Source organism: Streptomyces sp. ISL-1, assembly GCF_018614585.1.
Classification (GTDB): domain Bacteria; phylum Actinomycetota; class Actinomycetes; order Streptomycetales; family Streptomycetaceae; genus Streptomyces; species Streptomyces maoxianensis.
This window is the reverse complement of record NZ_JAGGOI010000012.1, coordinates 1-21,082: the sequence shown is the minus strand read 5'-3', so window position 1 is coordinate 21,082 and position 21,082 is coordinate 1. Positions and strand designations below refer to the sequence as shown.

General features: G+C 71.4%; 14 protein-coding genes and 1 riboswitch. Of the genes, 7 read left to right on the top strand and 7 right to left on the bottom strand.

Annotated elements, in window-relative coordinates:
- The first annotated feature begins 45 nt into the window (after positions 1-45).
- The 3 genes from J7E87_RS10370 to J7E87_RS10360 all read left to right on the top strand — a co-directional run bounded on the left by J7E87_RS10370 (position 46) and on the right by J7E87_RS10360 (position 3,818).
- Complete coding sequence (locus tag J7E87_RS10370) at positions 46-1,206, top strand: PP2C family protein-serine/threonine phosphatase (protein WP_215092540.1); 1,161 nt, start codon at positions 46-48, stop codon at positions 1,204-1,206.
- A 214-nt stretch (positions 1,207-1,420) separates the two neighbouring features.
- Positions 1,421-1,575, top strand: a riboswitch (cyclic di-AMP (ydaO/yuaA leader).
- 11 nt (positions 1,576-1,586) lie between these two features.
- Positions 1,587-2,651 (top strand): M23 family metallopeptidase, encoded by a 1,065-nt coding sequence (locus J7E87_RS10365; protein ID WP_215092354.1) that lies wholly within the window; start codon positions 1,587-1,589, stop codon positions 2,649-2,651.
- A 201-nt stretch (positions 2,652-2,852) separates the two neighbouring features.
- Positions 2,853-3,818 carry an aldo/keto reductase gene (locus J7E87_RS10360; protein ID WP_215092352.1) on the top strand — a complete coding sequence of 322 codons (966 nt, stop codon included), beginning with the start codon at positions 2,853-2,855 and terminating at the stop codon, positions 3,816-3,818.
- Between the two features lie 33 nt (positions 3,819-3,851).
- On the opposite strand, the gene J7E87_RS10355 is transcribed toward J7E87_RS10360, so the two are convergent.
- The 4 genes from J7E87_RS10355 to J7E87_RS10340 form a co-directional block, all read right to left on the bottom strand.
- Entirely contained in the window at positions 3,852-5,195 is a 1,344-nt protein-coding gene (locus J7E87_RS10355; RefSeq protein ID WP_215092350.1) for a PrsW family intramembrane metalloprotease, read from the bottom strand.
- Between the two features lie 60 nt (positions 5,196-5,255).
- On the bottom strand, positions 5,256-6,047 hold the full coding sequence (trmB, locus tag J7E87_RS10350; RefSeq protein WP_215092348.1) for a tRNA (guanosine(46)-N7)-methyltransferase TrmB: 792 nt from the start codon (positions 6,045-6,047) through the stop codon (positions 5,256-5,258).
- A 273-nt stretch (positions 6,048-6,320) separates the two neighbouring features.
- Positions 6,321-7,589, bottom strand: coding sequence for an L-2-hydroxyglutarate oxidase (lhgO, locus tag J7E87_RS10345; RefSeq protein WP_308312893.1), 1,269 nt, complete (start codon positions 7,587-7,589; stop codon positions 6,321-6,323).
- An 87-nt stretch (positions 7,590-7,676) separates the two neighbouring features.
- The gene (locus tag J7E87_RS10340; protein WP_215092346.1) at positions 7,677-9,095 is read right to left on the bottom strand and encodes an MFS transporter; all 1,419 of its coding nucleotides are present in this window, start codon (positions 9,093-9,095) and stop codon (positions 7,677-7,679) included.
- Between the two features lie 767 nt (positions 9,096-9,862).
- Here J7E87_RS10340 and J7E87_RS10335 point away from each other — a divergent pair.
- Positions 9,863-11,974 carry an asparagine synthase-related protein gene (locus J7E87_RS10335; RefSeq protein ID WP_215092345.1) on the top strand — a complete coding sequence of 704 codons (2,112 nt, stop codon included), beginning with the start codon at positions 9,863-9,865 and terminating at the stop codon, positions 11,972-11,974.
- 70 nt (positions 11,975-12,044) lie between these two features.
- On the opposite strand, the gene J7E87_RS10330 is transcribed toward J7E87_RS10335, so the two are convergent.
- Together J7E87_RS10330 and J7E87_RS10325 are read right to left on the bottom strand one after the other, a co-directional pair.
- On the bottom strand, positions 12,045-14,144 hold the full coding sequence (locus tag J7E87_RS10330) for a sigma-70 family RNA polymerase sigma factor (protein ID WP_215092344.1): 2,100 nt from the start codon (positions 14,142-14,144) through the stop codon (positions 12,045-12,047).
- A gap of 221 nt (positions 14,145-14,365) precedes the next feature.
- Positions 14,366-15,121: a TetR/AcrR family transcriptional regulator gene (locus J7E87_RS10325; RefSeq protein WP_215092343.1), complete on the bottom strand. Its 756-nt coding sequence runs from the start codon at positions 15,119-15,121 to the stop codon at positions 14,366-14,368.
- 326 nt (positions 15,122-15,447) lie between these two features.
- On the opposite strand from J7E87_RS10325, the gene J7E87_RS10320 reads away from it, so the two are divergent.
- Positions 15,448-16,968, top strand: a complete 1,521-nt coding sequence (locus J7E87_RS10320; protein ID WP_215092342.1) for an NAD(P)/FAD-dependent oxidoreductase — start codon at positions 15,448-15,450, stop codon at positions 16,966-16,968.
- Positions 16,969-17,084: 116 nt separating this feature from the next.
- Positions 17,085-18,734, top strand: coding sequence for a SpoIIE family protein phosphatase (locus J7E87_RS10315; protein WP_215092340.1), 1,650 nt, complete (start codon positions 17,085-17,087; stop codon positions 18,732-18,734).
- 18 nt (positions 18,735-18,752) lie between these two features.
- On the opposite strand, the gene J7E87_RS10310 is transcribed toward J7E87_RS10315, so the two are convergent.
- Positions 18,753-20,027, bottom strand: a complete 1,275-nt coding sequence (locus J7E87_RS10310) for an MFS transporter (RefSeq protein WP_215092338.1) — start codon at positions 20,025-20,027, stop codon at positions 18,753-18,755.
- A gap of 145 nt (positions 20,028-20,172) precedes the next feature.
- Here J7E87_RS10310 and J7E87_RS10305 point away from each other — a divergent pair, with 145 nt between their 5' ends.
- Positions 20,173-20,769: a MarR family winged helix-turn-helix transcriptional regulator gene (locus J7E87_RS10305; protein ID WP_215092336.1), complete on the top strand. Its 597-nt coding sequence runs from the start codon at positions 20,173-20,175 to the stop codon at positions 20,767-20,769.
- Positions 20,770-21,082 lie beyond the last annotated feature (313 nt).

Sequence of the window (21,082 nt, the reverse complement as noted above, 5' to 3'; positions counted from 1 at the left end):
CACCGACGGCAGGACGGCGGCTACAGGGCTCCTCGTGTCGTCCGTATGCTGCCCACGCTGATGATCACCGGCGGTCTTGTCTTCGACTACTTCACCCCGCCCCAATTCACGGCGGTGCCGTTCTTCGCGGCCGCCCCGCTGATCGCCGCGCCGTTCTCCTCCTGGATCGCCACTCTGCTGACCGGCATCGCGGCGACCTTGTCCGTGCTCGCTCTGCGCTACTACAACGCGACCGTGTCCGAGGTCACGTCGTTCACCGAACTGTTCACCGTGCTCACTGTCTCCGGGCTCGCGTTGCTCATCAACCGCCTCGTACGGCTCAGCCGTGAGCGCCTCGCCTCCGCCCGGGTGATCGCCGAGACCGCCCAGCGCGCCGTGCTGCCCGCCCCTCCCGCCCGGATCGGCGGACTCCAGATCGCCGCGCGGTACGAGGCGGCACAGGCGGACGCCTTCATCGGCGGCGACCTCTTCGCCGTACAGGACACGCCCTTCGGGGTACGGCTGGTGGTGGGGGACGTACGGGGCAAGGGGCTGGGGGCGGTCGAAGAGGTGGCGGTGGTCATCGGGGCGTTCCGGGAGGCCGCCGAGCAGGAGCGTTCGCTCGAAGGAGTCGCCGCGCGTCTTGAGCGGGCGCTGGCGCGCGAGGACACGCGGCGGGACGAGCTGGACGCCGTCGAGGGGTTCACCACCGCCGTGCTCGCCGAGATCCCGCACGGCGAGGGCGTGGTGCGGGTGGTCAATCGGGGTCATCCGGAGCCGCTGGTGCTGTACGCCGACGGGGTCGTGGACATCCTGGAGCCGCCCCAGGCCGCGCTGCCGCTGGGAATGGGCGACCTGGCGGCGTGGCCGGACCGGTCGCGGGCACATCCGCTGCCCGCCGGGGCCACGCTGCTCCTCTACACGGACGGCCTGACCGAGGCGCGCGACGCGGACGGCGTCTTCTACGACCCCGGCGAGCGGCTCGCGGGCCGGCTCTTTCCCGGGCCCGAGGAGTTGCTGGACGCGCTTGTCGACGACGTACGACGGCATACGGGCGGCGCGGCCACTGACGACATGGCACTGCTGGCGGTCAGCCGTCCCGCCGAGGGGCAGCCGGACCGCCGCAGGACCGTGCGGGTTGTCAGAGCCGGTGGAGACTCCGACCCCGAGGAGGGTGAAGGTCACCGTCCCGCCGCCGGACGGACGCGGGACCGGCACCGTGCGTAGTCGTAGCGCACCCCTCCGCATAACACTTGATGGACTGTCAGGTGAGGATTCGGGTCCGAGTGCCGATCAAGTCGCCCGATTCCGGCCGCTTGTGTCCTGATAAGTTCCGCCCGAGTCGTTAATGATCAGTCGGAACAGCTTGGTATCCAGCCCCGGCGTCTATTAACGTTCGATAACGCAGCGCGGTTGTCCCAGTCGTCGCAAGAGACGGCACCGTGCGCACGCGCCGAATCCTGCAAGGGAACCGGGGAACCACCAATTGGGGTGAATCGGGCACCTTTTGCCGCTCTTTCGCGGTCGAGGCGCCCGTAGGAGACCTTCCTGCTCCGAACCCGTCAGCTAACCCGGTAGGCGAGAAGGAAGGAAAGGAGCACGCCTTCGTGGCGTCCAACAAGCCTGCCCCCGAAGCACCCTTCGGAACCCCGGAAACTGACTTCTTCGGTAACGAAGTGGCGGAACGGGCCTGGGAGGAATGGAACCCCACCGAGGACTCCCTTCGTCCGGTGCGCGGTCGGCACCGTGTCATGAAGCAGCGCGGCGGGCTCGCCCGCAGTTCAACAGTGCTCGGCGTCGGCGTGATCGCCGCGGTTGGCGCGGGCGGCATGGCCACCGCGCAGAACAAGCCGCCGGTCTCCATATCGCTCCCCGACTCGATCGCGGACAACCTGCCCGACGCCAAGTCCCTGCCGGGCGTGGGCAACCTGATGTCCGACGACGCGTCGGACGCCGACGCGGGGAACGTGAACGCGGCCCCGCTCACGGCGATGTCTCTCGCCGCGGACCCCGCCACCGAGGCCGGACCCGACAGCGCGGCCGGCGCCGGTGAGGCGCTGCGCGCCCGCATCCTTCAGCAGGCCGAGCAGCAGCAGTCGGAGGCGGACGCCGAGGCGAAGGCGGTCGCGGAGAAGCTCGCGGCCGAGAAGGCCGCGGCACAGGCCGCGAAGCAGCAGACCGCGGCGGAGGCCCAGGCCGAGGCCGAGAAGCGCGCGGCCGAGGAGGCCGCGGCGGCGAAGGCGGAGGCTGCGCGGCTGGCCAAGCTCGCGCAGAGCTTCGCCCTGCCCACGTCCTCGTACACGATCACATCCACGTTCGGCGAGTCAGGCTCCATGTGGTCCTCGGGCTACCACACCGGCCTGGACTTCGCCGCGCCGACGGGCACGCCGATCAAGGCGGTGCACAGCGGCACCGTCAAGTCGGCGGGCTGGTCAGGCTCTTACGGCTACCGCACGGTGCTGGAGCTCGAGGACGGCACGGAAGTCTGGTATGCCCACCAGTCCTCGATCTCGGTCAGCGCCGGGCAGAAGGTGACGACGGGCGAGACGATCGGCCGCGTCGGCGCGACGGGCAATGTGACGGGCCCGCACCTGCACCTCGAGGTTCACACGTCGGGCGGGTCGGGAATCGACCCGATGGCGTGGCTGCGCGGCAAGGGCCTCAGCGTCTGATCCTGGGCCACAGTCCCCGGCAGCCCTGGCGCACACCCCCCGACGCCAGGGCTGCCGGTACAGCGCGTGGACCGTACAGCGCGTGGACCGTACAGCGCGTAGACCGTACAGCGCGTGGACCGTACAGCGCGTAGACCAGTACAGCGCGTAGACCAGTACAGCGCGTGGAACTCGCGCACCACCCCGGTCGTTGATCAACTCATGACTTCTCTCCGGACTCTCGGCCCGTCCGACATCGCAGTCTCCCCGCTCGCGCTGGGCGGCAATGTATTCGGCTGGACCGCCGACCAGGCGCAGTCCTTCGCCGTGCTCGACGCCTACACCGCCGCAGGCGGCAACTTCGTCGACACCGCCGACGCGTACTCCTCCTGGGCGCCGGGCAACGAGGGCGGCGAGTCCGAGACCGTCATCGGCCACTGGCTCACCGCGCGCGGCAACCGTTCCGACATCGTCGTCGCGACGAAGGCCGGTGCGCATCCGCAGTTCAAGGGCCTGTCCGGCACGACCGTCAAGGCCGCGGCCGAAGCCTCCCTGAAGCGGCTCGGCACCGACTACATCGACCTTTACTACACGCACTTCGACGACCCGAGCGTCCCCGTCGAGGAGATCATCACCGCACTCGACCAGCTGGTGAAGGCCGGCAAGGTCCGCGCGATCGCCGCGTCCAACCTCAGCGCCGAACGGCTCCAGGCGTCACTGGACTTCTCGGAGCGCGAGGGGCTTGCCCGTTACGTCGCACTGCAGCCGCGCTACAACCTCGTCTCCCGCGAGACGTACGAGGGTGAGCTGCGGGACACCGCCGCCCGTGCCGGGCTCGCCGCCGTCCCCTACTCCGCGCTCGCCTCCGGGTTCCTCAGCGGTAAGTACCGGCCGGGTGTGACGGTGGACAGCGCACGGGCCGCGGGCGCGGGCAAGTACCTGGAGAGCAGGCGGGGCCTGTCGGTCCTCGCCGCGCTCGACAAGGTCGCGCAGGCGCGCCGCGCCGAGGTCGCGACCGTCGCGCTCGCCTGGCTGGCCGCGCAGCCGACCGTCGTCGCGCCGATCGCCTCGGCCCGTACGGTCGAGCAGCTGCCGGCGCTGACGGCGGTCGCCGAGCTGGAGCTGACGGCCGAGGAGCTGGACGAGCTGACCGCGGCATCGGACACTTCGAGCCCGTCCCCCGCCTGAGGGCAGCGGGTCTGTGGCGGATCCCGGTCAGAACTAGCGGCGGTACGGGTTATAGCCGCCGTAGTCCCGGTACGGCGGCGGCGTCCACACCCGCCCCGTCGCCCGTGCCGCGTACGTCAGCGCGGGACCGGCGACGTCCTTGCGCTGCCACAGGTGGTGCAGCAGCTCCCGCTCACGCTCCGCGAAGTCCGCGCCCGCCGCGCCCCGGTGGGCCCGGTGGCGCAGAAAGGCCAGGGACGTAGCGAAGCGCTGGTACTCCGACACGGCGTGCGCGGCGGCCGGTCCGTGCGCGCGCCGGGCGACGTCGCGGGCCATCGTGCGCGCCCGCATCGAGGAGAGCGCGTGCGGCTCGGCGGCGGCCAGCCAGCCGGCGTCGGCGTACGCGGGCAGCTCGGTGGATATGGTGCGCAGCTCGCGCTGCCGGGTCCAGACCGTGAGCCAGGTCAGCAGCCCGAAGACGGGGACCATGAACGCTCCGTACACGGCGTAGAAGCCCCACGGGCCGAAGAGCGACGACGAGCCGTTCCACAGGGCGTGCATGCCCATGGCGAGGGCGAGGCCGAGCAGTGGCAGCGCGATCCGGCGGATGCGCTGGCGCCGGGTGGCGAGCGCGGCGATCCCGAAGCCGATGCCGGTCAGCACGGTGAAGAGCGGGTGAGCGAACGGCGACATGACGACGCGTACGAAGAAGGTCGCCGCCGTCACCGAGGCGATCCCCGATGTGCCTATCTCCTGATCCTCGCCGAAGGCGGTGCCCAGGTAGAGGATGTTCTCGGTGAAGGCGAAGCCGGTCGCGGTGAAGCCGGCCACGACCACGCCGTCGACGATCCCGGTGAAGTCCCGTCTGCGGAAGATGAAGATCAGCAGGATCGCGGCGGCCTTCGCGCTCTCCTCGACGATCGGGGCTATCACCGTCGCGCCGAGCGTGTCCGCGCTCGCCGGGTCGGCGGTGGCGGTGGCTATCCAGCGGGTCGCGAAGGAGTTCGCGATGATCGCGACGAGGGCAGCGGCGAACGCGCCCCAGGCGAAGGCGAACAGCAGATTTCGCCAGGGCCCCGGCTCGACCCGGTCCAGCCAGCGGAAGGCCGCGGCGAGGAGCGGGACGGGAAGGGTCGCGAGACCGAGACCCACCAAAAAGCCCTGGGTGCCGGTCTGTTCGCGTACGAGCGCGAGGATGACGAGTCCGGAGAGGGCGAGGAGGGTGATCAGCACCCCCGCCCGTACCGCCCTGCTGTGCCAGAGCCGGGCGGCGCGGCGCGGTTTGTAGCGCCAGCGGGCACGCTCCGGTACGGCGGCGAACAGCTCGGCGACCTGCTGCTGTTCGTACGCCGGGACCGCGGGATGCGGTGCGGGGTGCTGCGGGGACGACTCGGACACCCATTGACCCTAACCAGGGACACTGACAACTGGCGACGGTGTCCGGGGTGCTCCGCAGCGTTACGCGGGCCCCAATGGGCGGCGGAACAGCAGGTCGTGCACCTTGTGGCCCTTGTCCAGGCCTTGTCCTTCGAACCGAGTGAGCGGGCGGAAGGCGGGGCGCGGGGCGTAGCCGCCGTGCTCCTGGGTGTTCTCGAAGTCCGGGTGGGCGGAGAGCACCTCGAGCATCTGCTCGGCGTACGGCTCCCAGTCGGTCGCGCAGTGCAGGATCGCGCCGGGCTTCAAGCGGGCGGCGGCCAGGGTGAGGAACTCGGGCTGGATCAGCCGCCGCTTGTGGTGCCGCTTCTTGGGCCAGGGGTCGGGGAAGAAGACGCGCAGCCCGTCGAGCGAGCGGGGCGGGAGCATCTCCCGCAGAAGGATGATCGCGTCGCCGTTGGCCACCCGGATGTTGGACAGTCCGTTCCGCTCGGCCAGACCGAGGAGGTTGCCCTGGCCGGGGGTGTGGACGTCGACGGCGAGAATCCCGGTGCCGGGGTCCGCTGCGGCCATCTGCGCGGTGGCCTCGCCCATCCCGAAACCGATCTCCAGGACGACGGGCAGCCCGCCGAACATCTCCTCGATGTCGAGGACACGAAGGCCGTCGATGTCGAGGCCCCAGACGGGCCACAGCCGCTGAAGCGCATCGCCCTGCCCGGCGGTCACCCGGCTTCGCCGCGGCTGGAAGCTGCGGATACGCCGCTCATGATGGGACCCGGCGGGATCGGCGACGGGCCCGCCGGGGAAGCGGGGCTCGCGACCGGCGCGGATGGGGGCCGGGGGGCCGTCGGGGGTGTGGTTTCGGAGCTCAGACACAGTGCGGTCAATTCTACGGGGGCGTTGGGGTGGGTCCGGGGCCGCCCGGTAGTCGGCTTTGTCCGCAAACGCCGGACGAGCTCGAGATCACGGAAATCACCGCACGGGCTTGAGATCACCACTTGGAATCGAGCGGCGAGAGACAGGGCTGACCCTGGACTGGCGGCCGGCACGGGTCCCGGGCGGGGCGGCGTCGGACTGGCGGCCGGCCCGGTCCCGGTGGGGCTCGCCCGTACCAGCGGCCGGCCCGGGTTCCGGAAGGGTTCGCCCGGGCTAGCGGCCGGCCCGGGCCAGGTTGCCGCCCGTCAGGGCGGTCAGGGCTCTGCGTGCCACCTCGCGGCCGATCGGCAGCGCCGCCGTCGCCGCCGGCGACGGCGCGTTCAGCACATGCACCGTCCGCGGGCCCTCGCGGATCAGGAAGTCGTCCGCCAGCGTCCCGTCCCGCAGCACCGCCTGCGCCCGCACCCCCGCAGGCGCCGGGCGCAGATCGTCCTCCGTGACCGCCGGGAGCAGCCTGCGCACCGCCGTCGCGAACGCCCGCCTCGACAGCGAGCGGTGCAGTTCCCCCGCTCCGTACCGCCAGTGCCTGCGGGCGATCCGCCACGAGCCCGGCCAGGCCAGCGTCTCGGCCATGTCCCGGGGGCGGACCGCCGACCAGCTGTAGCCCTCGCGGGCCAGCGCCGGGACCGCGTTCGGCCCGACGTGGACGCTGCCTTCGATGCCGCGGGTGAGGTGGACCCCGAGGAACGGGAAGGCCGGGTCCGGGACCGGGTAGACCAGGCCGCGGACCAGCTCGGGCCGCGTCAGCTCGTAGTACTCACCACGGAAGGGAACGATCCGCATCCGCGGCTCGTCGCCCGCCAGCCGGGCGATCCGGTCGCACTGCAGCCCCGCGCAGTTGACCAGCACCCGCGCCCTGATCACCGCCCCCGACGCCGTACGCACCGCGACGCCCCAGCCGCGGCGGTCGATCGCGGCCGCCTCCTCGCCGTACTGGATGTCCGCGCCGGACGCGGCTCCCAGCTGCGCCGCCACCGCCCCGAAGTCGCACACCCCGGTGGTGCCGACCCGGATCGCCGCGAGCCCCCGCACCTGCGGCTCGTACTCCTCGATCTGGGCGGGGCCCAGCTCCCGCACCGGAATGCCGTTCTCCCGGCCGCGCTGGACCAGTGCGTGCAGCCGCGGCAGCTCGTCCCGGCCGGTGGCCACGATCAGCTTGCCGGTGACCTTGTGCGCGATGCCGTACTCCGCGCAGAACTTGACCATCTCGGCCGCCCCGCGCACCGCGAACCGCGCCTTGAGCGACCCCGGCCGGTAGTAGATCCCGCTGTGGATCACTCCGCTGTTCCGGCCGGTCTGGTGGCGCGCCGGCCCGGGCTCCTTCTCCAGGACCATCACCCGGGTGCCGGGGGCCGCGCGCGTGAGCGCGTACGCCGTGGACAGGCCGACGATCCCGCCGCCGATCACCAGCACGTCACAGTCGAAGCCACGCCCATGGCCGTGCCCGTAGCCATGTGCGGAGTCCTGCCCTGACGCCGTCACCGCGTCACCTCCCACCCCGATAGTGCACTGGCCCACTGACAATGCCCTTAAACCAGGTGGACCGGGCTCGCGCGCCATCGGGCCGTCCTACGCCGGAGCCACCAGCAGCGGCCGGGCCCGCTCCCGCAGCTCCACCACCCGCGGCTCGTCGCCGTACGGCTCCAGCCGGTGCAGCAGATCCCGTACGTACTCCGTGGTCCGTGCCGAGGAGATCCGCCCCGCCACCTCCACCGCGCGCGTGCCCGCCGCGCAGGCAGCGTCCAGGTTCCCCGACTCCAGTTCGGCGACAGCCGACACCACGAGCCGCAGCCCGTGCGAGCGCACGAACTCCTCCGTCGGCCGCGACAGCGCCTGCTCGGTGAAGCGCCGCACCTGTCGCGGCGCCTTCAGATCGCGGTAGCACTCGGCGGCGTCCGCGGCGAATCTGTCGTACGAGTAGAAGCCCAGCCAGGACGGGTCGGGGTCGCCATCCCGCGAGCGCTCCAGCCAGCCCTCCGCCGCCTTCAGCGCGGCCCCCGCCGCCGGCGCGTCGCTCGCCTTCGCATGCGCACGCGCTTCCACCAGCCGGAAGAAGCTCATGGTGCGGGCGGTCGCGAGGCCGCGGTTGCGCTCCAGGGCCGCCTGCGCCAGGTCCACGCCCTCGTCCGCGAAGCCGCGGTACGTCGACTGCAGCGACATCGAGGCCAGTACGTAGCCCCCGAGCGGCACGTCCGCCGCCGCCCGGGCCAGCCGCAGCGCCTGGATGTAGTACCGCTGAGCGGCCTCCTGTTGACCCGTGTCGAAGGCCATCCACCCGGCCAGCCGGGTCAGTTCGGCTGTCGCGCCGAACAGCGCGCGCCCCACTTCGTCCGAATACGACCCGAGGAGCAGCGGCGCCGCGTCCACCCGCAGACACTCAGGCACCATCGACGAACGCCAGTCCCCACCGCCGTACTTCGAGTCCCAGCGCCGGGCGTCCTCCGCCGCCTCCCTGAGCTTGGCCACGTCGCTGTGACCCACGCGGGCGGGAGTGTCGTCCGCCGCGTCCACCGACCGCTCGACCGAGGAGTCGGCGGGGGTTATCAGCCAGCGGGACGCGGGCGTCGCGTAAGCGCTCACTGCGAAGGATCCGGCCAGGGACTGCCAGATGCCGCCGCTGCCCGCCCGTCGCCCCGCCAGATCCAGGCGGTACAGCTCGGTGGCCGATTTCACCGCCTCGCCCACATCGCGCGGGAAGGCGAGACCGACCTCGGGCGCCGGGTCGGCGTCCGCCAGACCGATCTCGTGCAGCGGCACCGGACGGCCCAGTTTGGCGCCGATCGCGGCGGCGATGAGATGGGGCGCGGCGCCCTGCGGCACCATGCCCTTGGACACCCATCTCGCCACGGAGGTCTTGTCGTAGCGAAGGGTCAGACCGCGCTGCCCGCCTAGGTCGTTGACCCGCCGGGCGAGGCCGGCGTTGCTGATTCCCGCGAGGGCGAGAACGGTGCCGAGCTTTTCGTTCGGCCCGCGTTGCTCCCTGGACATGCGCCACCCCTCGACACACAGACGGCCGCCGCGTCGCTGCCTGGGCGCACGGCATTCGTGCTGTGTCCTCCGCTGGTGAACAGCTCCGAGCAGCTCTGTGGTCCCGGCTGCAAAAGCACCTGGCCGAGCCCCTCGGAATATGCACCCATGCGGAGAACATCAGTAAACCCAGCGTAGTTCGCCGCATCCCGACCGTTAAGAGGCGGTGTTCCGTATGGCGAGATTGTTGTGCGTTGGAGGAGAACGCGGGTGGATGGCGGCCATCGTCGTGCTCCCTGGCGTGCTCCGGGTGTGTGGCTGTGCGCCCGTCCGTGCGCTCTGGCCCGGCCGGTGGACGAGGGCTTCGATGAGTCCTGCGTGGGTCGGCCCGCTGCGTACTGGAACCAGTGGGCTGGGGGACACCGCCGTCTTCAATCCCCGCGGGCGGCGGACCGGTCCGGGAGGCGAACAGCGCCTCCCGGACTGTGTGTATGCACCGGTGATGGACGGGTCAGCGGCCCGGAGAACGTCCGGAGAATGGCCGGATGCCGACCGTCCCTCGCGTCCCCTTTGCGCCTGTATGGGCGTCGGCCGTCCTTCCCGTCGCGCTTTGGACGTGTCCTGGAACGTCGCCAAATCGCCAATGCCAGGGGCGCGTTTCATTTTTTGCGCGCGCGACCCGGAGCCCCTCCTATGCGCCGCCTTCGTGGCAGCATGTTCCCGAAGCGGCATGTTCCCGAACGGCTACGGCCAGGGGCCGGGTTTGCCCACAGCCTGTGGAGGCGGCGATGCGATGGTTGGTGGGCTGGAGCAGTATCGCCGCGAACTTCGGTACGGCGGGGGCCGTCGGAGGATCCGACGAGGGGCGCACAGTTCATCCGGTGGGCGCCCAACTCCTGTGGGGCGACCCGGATCCGCTCTGGGCGGTCGGCGACTGGCGACCCGATGAGGTGCGCGTCGTAACCGTCGATCCCATCACCAAGCTTGCCGTCCTCGGCTGCTGCGCGGCCACTGACGAGGAGTTGCGCGTCGGGCTCTTCGCGGCGCGCGGCGGGGCGCTGCGGCATCTGACCGCGTGGCCCGGCAGTTATACGTGCGTTGTGCAGGTCGGCCGCCGGATCACGATCGTCGGCGACCTGGCCGGGGCGAGACCCGTTTTCTACACCCCGTGGGCGAACGGCACCGCGTACGCGACCGCCGCGCTGCCCCTCGCCGATCTGATCGAAGCACAGCTGGACATCGGGCACTTGGCAGCGCTGCTGGCCTGCCCGGAGACGCCGGAGGCGCTGCGCGACTCGACTCCGTACGACGGCGTGAAGCGCATCCCGCCGGGGCACGCGCTGATCCTGCGCGAGGGGTCGAGGGAGATCACCGGATACGAGCAGGTGGCCTCGCTCGCCGTGGCCGGGCCGCAGATCGAGGCGGAGCGCGCGGTGGACGGCGTACGCGACGCGCTGATCGATGCGGTACGGGCCAGGCTCACCGCGCCACGGCACGCGCCCGAGACCCTGCCGCCCGATCCCGGCCCCGTACCCGGGATGGGACCGGCGGAACGGCGGGCCGCGCGCGGGGGTCCGGCTCCGGGGATCGGCGCGGACCTGTCCGGCGGCAGCGCGTCGGGCACGATCGCGCTGCTGGCGGCGGGGCTGCCGGGACGGCCGGGCACGGTGCTCGGCCGTGGCACGGGCGCGGGGGAGCGGCTGCTGGCCGTCACCTTCAACGACCTGGCGACGGGCGGCCGCGAGGCGGAAGAGGCAGCCGAGCTGGAACGGGCGCGGGCGATCGCGGCGAATCCGCGGCTGCACCATGTGGTGGTCGCGGCCGGGGAGGAGAGCCTGCCGTACGCGAGCCTCGAAGGGCCGCTGACCGACGAGCCCGCGCCGTCGCTGGTCATGGCGGACCGGCACCGCAGCAGGCTGGCCGCGGGGAGCGCCGACCACTTCACGGGTGCGGGTGCGCGGCAGGTCCTGGACGCGCATCCGGCGCGGCTGGCGGACCTGCTGCTGGACCGGCGGCGTCGTCATTTGCTGCGCCCGGTCGCGGCGTTGGCGCGTGCCGAGGGCCCCTCGCCGCAGTCGCTGTTCATCCCGCTGACGGTGTACCGGGCGGCGCGGCGGCTGGCCCGTACGCCCTACCGCACCGGCCTGGAGACGGCGGCTGACCGCCTGCTCGAGGCGAACAGACCCGGCGGCCTGCGGGGCGGCACCGGGCCGCTGGGTGCCTCGCTCGCCGCGCTGACCTGGTCCCGGCCGGGACCTGCCGCGCGTTGGCTGACGGGTGAGGCACTTGCTGAAGTATCGGTTCGCCTGACGGGGGCGGCGACGCGCCCGACGTCGGTCCAGCGCCCCGGCGAGGCTCGCGCGCGCGCCGCGCTGACCCGCCACGCCTCGGACCAGCGGATCATGGAACAGGCCGCGGAAGTCCGCAGCCAGCGCCTGCACGCGCCCTTTCTGGACAACCAGGTCGTACGAGCCTGCCGCGACCTTCCCGAATCGCTACGGGTCAAGCCGGGCGCCCGCGCGGAAATTCTCCGCAAGGTCCTTGCCGGCGCGGGCATCCACGACCTGCCACCCGGCTGGGGCGCGACAACCCACGCGTCGTCCACGGCAGCGGCCGGCACCGGCCTGCGTGCCTCGCTCCCGCACCTGATCGCCCTCTTCGACGCGCCGCTGCTCGCGGACGCGGGCCTGGTGGAGGCCCGCGTCATCCGCAAGGCTCTCCGCGCCGCGTCGGAGGGCGAACCGGTCCCGCTGGACGGCCTGGCGGACCTGATCTCGACGGAACTGTGGCTACGGCGGCTGCTCTCGCGCCGGGGCACGTGCTGGACGGGCACGGCGGCACCGAGGCAGAGAGCGGTGGCGGGAGGGGTTCCGCCCCGACCGACGCTGCAGTCGGGGTGACGGCCGCGGGGCGGCCCCGGGCCGTGAGCACCGGTGCCCAAGTGCCCAAGTGCCCAGGTGAGGTGCCCGGTCAGCGGCAGCTGATCCGGGCCTGGGCCCAGTCTCCGAGCGCGGCCGAGCCGAGCGCCGATTGCGGTTCGACGACCAGCCGGATCGTCTTCAGACCGGCGAGCGACACATGGACCGGCACAGCCGCCTCGCCACCGCGCATCACCGGGGACCGCCACAGCCGATCGCCGTCGCCGTAGACGGAGAAGCGCAACGCGCCCAGACCCAGCGTCAGGTCGTCGACCCCGACCAGCGCGTCATAGCTGGCGCACTGCCGGTTGAGATCGATGGTGACCGAGGACTTGGCGTGCACGCTCACCCCATGTCCGTACCGCGTGCCGTCGATCGACATGCCCGAGCGCTGCCAGAGCCAGCTGCTCCCGCGCAGGCGTATCTCCGGTGCGGTGTGGTCGCCCAACACGCCGTACTCCAGCCGGTTGACCTGATACACCCGCAGAGCCGTCGCGGGCGGCGGGGCGGGCTGAGTGGGTGTCGGCTTCGGCGTGGGCTCGGGCTCGGTGGCGGGCGGGGCCGGCTGCCTGGGCCCTGGCCGGGCGGGTGTCGGCTTCGGTGTGGGCTCGGGGGTCGGCACGAGTGCGGGCGAGGGCGCGGAACTACTCGACGGCGTGGTCGACCCCGGCGCGGGCGTCGCCGGGGACTCCGGATTCGGGGACTCCGGATTCGGTGACGGGGCGGGCTTCTGCGGTACGTCGGGTTGCGCGGCCGGGGGCTTAGCCTCGGGCGCCGGGGCGAACTTGGGGTCGTCGCCCGAGAAACCCCACACCAGCCCGGCGGCCACCGCGACGGCCGACGCCGCTGCGATGCCGGCCTTCGCCGCAGCGCCCAGCCCCTCCGATGCCGCGGCTCCACCGGCTCCACCCCCGGAGGAGCCCGACGCACCGCCCGCGGCAGCGGCGCCCGCACCGGCCCCCGCCGCGCCCGCGGCCCCGCCGGCCACGACCCCGGCCGCCACGACCCCGGCGACCTTGAGGGAGTACCCGGCGGCGAACCAGCCGATGACCGCGACCGGCAGCAGCGCCGGAATCCCGGCGTTGACATGTGCGAGCTCGTGCGCGGCCAGCCGGCACTTGGCGCATTCCTCCAGATGCTTGCGCAGCCCTCGCTCGGCCCGCATCCGCAGACCTCCGCGGGCATACGCCCCCAGCCGGTCGGCGTACCGCGCGCAGTCGCCGCCAGAGGTGAGCGCGGTGCTCACATGGGCCTGCAGATAGGCCTGCCTGAGGCCCTCGCGGGCCCGGCTGGCCAACACCGCCGTGGCGTTGGCGGTGAGCCCGAAGAGCGGCGCGACCTCGCTCGGCGACTCCTCCTCGACGGTGGTGTGCCAGAGCACCGCCTGCCAGCGCTCGGGCAGCGAGCGGAATGCCCGGACGGCCAGTGACTGCTCCGCCTCGTGCATCGCGCGCACATCGGCACCCAGGTCGAGCGCGGCGTCGATGGCGACGTCAGAGCTGCGGGCGGCTTCCGCGGCGAACACCGCGAAGTCCTCGACCAGTTGCTCCCTCTTCGCCGTTTTCATCCAGGCGGCTGCGACGCGCCGGACGGTCGTGAGGAGATACGCCCGCACAGCGTGCTCGGGCCCCGAACCCCCGCGCACCGCCTGCAGTGTCCGTGCGAACACCTCGGCCGTCAGATCGTCGGCGGTGTGCGCGTCCCGGCAACAGGTGCGCGCATACCGGCGGACGGCGACCGAGTGGCGGCGGAACAGCTCCTCGTAGGCGCTGTCGTCGCCGCCCCGCATCCGCTGGATCAACTTGGTGTCGGACATCGGCAGTTCGGGCGGCGGTAGTACGGAGTCGAGGCTTCCGCCCTCACGCTGCGACGGCACGGCATGCTCGTGATGCTCGTGAACGCCACCCACGCCGGAACCGGACGCGCCCGAGCCGCAGACGGGACCCGGCGTGCCGGACCCATCAGCGGAACCCGAGCCGTCGTACCCAGCAGCGGGACCCGAGCCGCCGGACGCATCGGCGGGACCCGAGGCGCCGGGCACCCCCGACAACCCACCGGGCCCGCCCTGCCTCGGCACCTGCCCAGAGGACAGCCCGGCCGACTCACTGCCGCCCGATCCGTCGAGTGACTTGTCCCGACCGTCACCGCTCATCGCGGAAGCCCCCGTAAAGCACCATCAGACCCAAACACTGGCCCAGAGTGCCACAGAGAGGCACGGCTCCATACCCTCTGCTACATCAACCACTCATCCGGGGAGGCTTCCCGAATCCGAGCTATCCCCTCATTCCTTTGGGAAAGGCTCAACCGACCTTACCCAAAAGCCAGTTGGTTAGCAGGTCAGAGCGGCGGACAGCTACCTTCCACCGGCGCTCCTCATGCGGAACGCGGCCGCAACCCCTCCAGCAGGATGTCCAGCAGCCGGGCCGAAGCCGCCGCCTGCTGCGCCGCATCCGGCAGCGAGGGCGCGGCCGTGGCTATCACCAGCAGCACGTCCGCCACGGTCACATCGTCGCGCAGCTCACCCGCCGCCCGCGCCCGGTCGACCAACTGCCCCACGACTTCGAGCAGATCCGCCGCGCCCGTGTCGTCCTGCTCCTCGGCCGGCACCGGACGAGACCCGACCACCCGCAGCCCGGGCTGCGCGACGACCCGCTGATGGGGCACCCGCGCCCCGTCCCGTACGACAACCGTCGACTCGTCGTCCACGCCCACCCGCAGCACCTGCGGCGGCAGCAGTCGTCCCGCGCCCGAAGCCACCGACGTACGCAGGAAACGGGAGAGGGCCGACCACGGCTCCTCCTCCTGCCCCAGAGCCGTACGCGCCTGCTCCGTCAGCCGGGAGGTCTCCTCCTCGGCAATACGCCGCACCAGCACGTCCTTGCTCGGGAAGCGGCGGTACACCGTCCCGACGCCGACCCTGGCCCGGCGCGCCACGTCCTCCATCGGCGCGCCGTACCCCAGCTCGCCGAACACCTCGCGAGCGGCCCGCAGTACATGCTCGAGATTGCGCTGTGCGTCCACACGCAGCGGTGCCGAGCGGCTGGTCCCGCCCGATTCCGCCCGTCCGTTGCCGTCGGCCGTCGAACCCTGTGCGACGGCAGCCTGCCAATGCGAATCCTGAATGGTCATACACGTTCCCCCGGTCATGATGTCTCCCCCCGGAGACCTCCCCGCCCAGTCTGCCGGAAGTGCCTTGACCGGACACCCCGACGAGGTATGAACATAGTTGAGCCAGGGGCAATTCAGAAGGGGGTAGTTCCGCACAGAGCGCCCCCCGATCGGAGCAAGGGCCGGAAGGTTCCTGTTTAGACCCCCTCCTATCACCCCTTTCGCATCGTCTGACCTGCACACATTCCCCGCCATCCGGCGGAGCGCCGCCGCAGCGTGGCGCGAAGCCTCCGGTCACACAATTTGCTGAGGCTGTGGACAAACGCCTGAGGCCGTTGCCTCATGGGATGGTGAAGGCTGCTAACTTCCGGGGGACGACCCCCGGCCCCCCGTCCGGCGCGCGCATTCTCGTCGTCGGCGGCGGCTACGTCGGGATGTACACGGCACTGCGTCTCCAGCGGAAACTGAAACAGGAGCTGGCACAGGGCGAGGTTGAGATCGTGGTGGTCGCGCCCGACCCGTACATGACCTATCAGCCCTTCCTCCCGGAAGCGGCCGCCGGCTCCATTTCCCCACGTCATGTCGTGGTCCCCCTGCGCCGCGTGCTCGACAAATGCAAGATCGTCATCGGCGAGGCCAAGGCAGTCGACCACGCCAAGCGCAAGGCGACCGTCGCCACCCTCGCCACCCTGGAAGAGGGCACCGGGCCGGTGGAGATCACCTACGACGAACTGGTCCTGGCGCCGGGGTCGATCTCCCGCACCCTCCCGATTCCCGGCCTCGCCGACTACGCCATCGGCTTCAAGACCGTCGAGGAAGCCATCGGTCTGCGCAACCACGTCATCGAGCAGATGGACATCGCCTCCTCCACCCGCGACCCCGCGATCCGCGACGCCGCCCTCACCTTCGTCTTCGTCGGCGGCGGCTACGCGGGCGTGGAGGCACTCGCCGAGTTGGAGGACATGGCCCGCTACGCCGCGCGCTACTACCACAACATCAAGCCCGAGGACCTGAAGTTCATCCTCGTCGAGGCCAGCAACCGCATCCTCCCCGAGGTCGGCGAGGCGATGGGCAAGTACGCCATCCGCGAGCTGCGTTCACGCAATATCGACGTACGCCTCGAAACCCGCCTGGACTCCTGCGAGGACCGCGTCGCCGTACTCAGCGACGGCACCCGCTTCCGGACCCGCACGGTCGTCTGGACCGCGGGCGTCAAGCCGGCGCCCCTCCTCGCCGCCACGGACCTTCCGCTCAATGAGCGCGGACGGATCGTCTGCACCGCCCAGCTCACCGTCGCCGGCGTCGACCACGCCTGGGCAGCGGGCGACGCCGCGGCCGTGCCGGACGTCACCGCCGAACCGGGCAAGGAGTGCGCGCCCAACGCCCAGCACGCCGTGCGCCAGACCAAGGTCCTCGCCGAGAACATCACGGCGTCGCTGCGCGGCGGCCCCCTGAAGGAGTACGCCCACAAGTACGTGGGATCGGTCGCCTCCCTCGGCCTCCACAAGGGCGTCGCGCATATCTACGGCCGTAAACTCAAGGGATATCCGGCCTGGCTGATGCACCGCGTGTATCACCTCAGCCGCGTCCCCACCTTCAACCGCAAAGCCCGGGTGCTCGCCGAGTGGACCTTGTCCGGGCTGTTCAAACGCGAGATCGTCTCCCTCGGCTCGCTGGAACACCCGCGCGCCGAATTCGAACTCGCCGCGGGCGGCAAACGCCCGGGCCACGGTCCCGACCGCGCACCGCACCACGGACCCCAACGCGGGCCCGAACCCGGCTTCCCGCCCGGACCGAAGCCCGGACCGAAACCCGACCCCGAGCCCCGCTCCGACGGCGACCCGCAGAGCGGCTCCAGAGGGAACTGAGTGAACTGGACGACGAGGACTGTCAGTCCGGTCGGTCACACTGGACGTGTGACCATAGGTGGGCTCACACCTGCACAGAGTGACCCTTGGCGACAACCATTGAGGCTTGAAAGTCAGTGAACTTCACGCGTTGGAGCGCAAGGCTCCCCGGTACGCAGCGCCGCGCCGCAGCACGGCGAACCGACCGTGGGATCTCCCCCGCTCAGCGAGGGGAAGGCTCCGTTCCGGCGGCCCGCGGCGAGTACGAACAGCAGCCGGACACGCTGTCCGACGTCCCCGCCCTCGATGACTTCTCCGTACGCGAGATCCTCGGCCGGCTGCCCGCCCTGGTCGCCGTGGTGTACGGCACCGAGCACCGCGTCGCGTACGTGAATGACGCGTACGCCTCGGCCTTCGGCCACCGCCCAGCCGGAGCGGCCGCCGCCGACACCTGCCCCGAGCTCGCCGAACTGGGCCTGCTGCCACTCATGGACCAGGTGCTGCGCAGCGGCAAGCCCCGCACCGTCAAGTCCCGCAAGGTCAGCGGCCAGGGCTCGTACACCGTCACGTGCCTGCCCGCCGAGAGCCCCAAGAAAGGCGGCGGAGTCCTTGTCTTCGCCGCCGACGTCAGCGACCACGCGGAGGCCGCCGAGCGACTGCGCGCCAGCGAGCGCCGTCACCGCGAGACCGCGGTCACCCTTCAGAGATCGCTGCTTCCACAGGAGTTGGAGCAGCCCGACGACTTGCGCATCGCCGCGACATATCAGCCGGGCGGCACGGACGCCGCGGTCGGCGGCGACTGGTACGACGTCATCACCCTCGGAGCGGGCCGCACCGCGCTCGTCATCGGCGACGTGATGGGCCGCGGGGTACGCGCGGCCGCCGTCATGGGCCAGCTCCGCACGGCCGTCCGGGCCTACGCCCGCCTCGACCTCCCACCGCACGAGGTGCTCCAACTGCTCGACGGCCTGGCCTCCGAGATCGACGCCAGCCAGATCGCCACCTGCGTCTACGCCGTCCACGACCCGAACGAAGGCCGGCTGGTCTACGCGTCGGCGGGCCACCTCCCGATCCTCGTACGGGACGAGGACGGCACGGTCCGCCGCGCCGAGGAACCGACGGGCCCGCCGCTCGGCATCGGCGGGTGGCTCCACACGTCCAGCACCATCGCCCTCCCGCCCGGCTCCAGTGCCGTCCTCTATACGGACGGTCTGGTCGAGCGCCGCGGCGAGGACATCGACGAGGGAGTGGCCGCCCTGGAGCGCGCGCTCTCGGGAGCGACCGGCACGCCGCAGGTGGTCTGCGACCGGCTGATCCGTTCCCTGGGAGTGACCGCCGAGCACGACGACGACGTGGCCGTACTGGTCGTGCAGCACCCCACGCGTACGGGCGTGTCCGCCGAGCTCTTCCACAACGCCGCCCTCGAACTGCTCGGCGGCGTCGAAGCGGCGCCGCGCGCCCGTGCCTTCGCCTCCGGCGTCCTGGCCTCCTGGCGTTTCTCCCCCGAGCTGCACGACCTGGGGGTGCTGGCCGCCAGCGAACTGGTCGCCAATTCCCTCCAGCACGGCACCCCGCCCATGCGCCTTCGACTCCGCCGCACCGACCGCCGCCTGATCATCGAGGTGACGGACGGCGACGACCACCTGCCGCGCCGCCGCCGCGCGGAAACGGAGGACGAGGCGGGCCGCGGGATTTCCATCGTCGCGACGATCGCCTCGTCCTGGGGGAGCCGTCGCACTCCGGGCGGCGGCAAAGCGGTCTGGTGCGAGTTCGCGCTGCCCGCGTAGTCCTTCCCGCGTGCCTCGTCAGGCAGCGGGCTCCATCTGCTCGGCCGGCTTGTGCGTCGTCACCACCCGCGACCTGGACACGAGCGAGGGCTGGTCCTGTACGGGAGTGAGCCGCCTGCCCAGCCGCAGCGCCAGCACGCTGATGCCGAGCGAGAACAGCACGAACGTCACGATGTACGGACCGTGCAGCGCCGCCCCCATCGGCCCGCCCACGGCCGGACCGACCGCCAGCGCGAGCTGCTTGACCAGGGCGAAAGCGGAGTTGTACTGCCCGACCATCGCCTCCGGCGCCAGATCGGCGACAAGCGGCGCGATGGTGGGCGAAAGCATCGACTCGCCGAGCCCGAAGAGCGCGTACGTGGAGATGAACGCGGCCGTCGCCATTGCCTGGCTGCCGTCTCCGAGCCCCGCGTACCCCGCCGTGATCCACGCGACGGCCCAGATCAGCCCGACCCCCGCGATCACCCGGCTGCGCCTGCGCCGCTCGACGAACTTCAGCACGACGAACTGCGCGACCACGATCACCGCGGTGTTGGCGGCCAGCGCCGTCCCGAGGGTGGCCGGCTCGATCCCGGCGGCCTCGGTCCCGTACGCGGCGAGCCCCGACTCGAACTGTCCGTAGCAGGCGAAGAAGACGACAAAGCCCAGCACGCACAGCTGCACCATCGCCCGGTTACCGAGCAGCGCGCGCATTCCGCCCTTGGCCTTGGCCTCGGCGTTCTCGGGCCGTGCCTCCTGCAGTGAGAGCGAACGAGGCAGCCGGACGCTGAACGCGATCCCCGCGAGCACCAGGAACATCGCGGCCTCGATGCCGAACAGCAGTGTGAAGCTGCCCGGCCTGCTCTCGTCGACGATGTGCCCGCCGATCAGCCCGCCGATGCCGAGTCCGAGGTTCTGGAGAAAGAACTGCGTGGCGAAGGCGCGGGTACGGGTCGAGGCGTCCGAGGACCAGACGATCATCGTGGCGAGGGCCGGCTGCATCACGGCCGTACCCGCCCCGAGCAGCGCGGCCGACAGGACGGCGGCCGGCACACTCCCCGCGAGCCCCATCGACGCCGCGCCGGCGGAAGCGAGCACGGCGGCCCCCACCAGCACGGGCAGCGGCCCGCGCCGGTCGATCACCCGTCCGGTGAAGGGGAGGGCGACGAGTGCGGCCATGGCGAAGACCGCGAGGACGACACCGGCCGTCGTCGCGCCCAGGTCCCGCACCTGCGACACATAGATGTAGAGGTACGGAACGGTGAAGCCGAGTCCGAACGCGCTCAGCGCGGTCCCCGCCTGAATCCGGCGCATCGCTGCACCCGTAGCCCTGGTCACACTCACCTGCCTTGAGGTCTTGAAGGACTGAAGTCTGAAGACTTCAATACTAAAGTTAGATCCTCAACAGTACACATTGAAGGACTTCAACACCAATGCACCCCGTGCGATACTTCGGCGCATGCCAACCGAGAGCCCCGAGGCCCCCGAGTCGCCCGGCCCCGAGTCGTCCGCCCCCGGTCCCGGCCTCCAGGAGCCGAGCCTCGACGAACAGATCGCCGCCTACCAGCGCGAATTCGGTGACCTGGACCCCCAGGTCGAGAAGGTCGTCTCGGCCCTGGGCCGCCTCAACCGCCGGATGAACGTCGCCTACGGCCGCCAGGTCGCCGAACTCGGCATCAGCAACGCCGAGTGGGAGGTCCTGAAGACGTTGGTGCTCGCGGGATCCCCGTACCGGATGGGCCCGGGCGAACTCGCCAAGCGACTCGGTCTCACCCCGGCCGCGATGACCCACCGCATCGACCGCATGGCCAACGAGGGCCTGGTCACCCGCGACCGCGACGAGACCAACCGGGTGCGGGTCATCGTGGAACTGACGGACGAGGGCCGTACGAAGTGGCTCGAGGCGATGCGCATGGCAACGAACTTCGAGGAGGACCTGCTCCAGGACCTCTCGGCGGACGAGCGGGGCGTGCTCGGCGAGCTCCTGATCCGCGTCCTGCGCCGCGTGGAACACGCACAGCCGGACGCCGGCGGCAGGCTCACCGACCTGGACTAGGGCACGGGTGGGGCGGAGTTGACACACACTTCACCGGTACGTAAGGTTCTTCGAGTTGTCACGGGACCGGAACGGTTCTGCGGCAGCCACTCCCGCCGCGAATGCGGCAACCTACTCAGCACGATCTCCCAGCGGAGATGTATTTCGGCATGCCGAAATACATTTCGAAGACTCGATTATGAGTCGCCTGGGAAATCCGCTAGAGTTCGGACGTCGGAACGGCTCAAGAGCCGGAATGACAACCCGAGTTCGACCGGGAATCAGGCCCGAAAGGTTCTGATAGAGTCGGAATCGCCGGAAAGCCGAAAGGCCG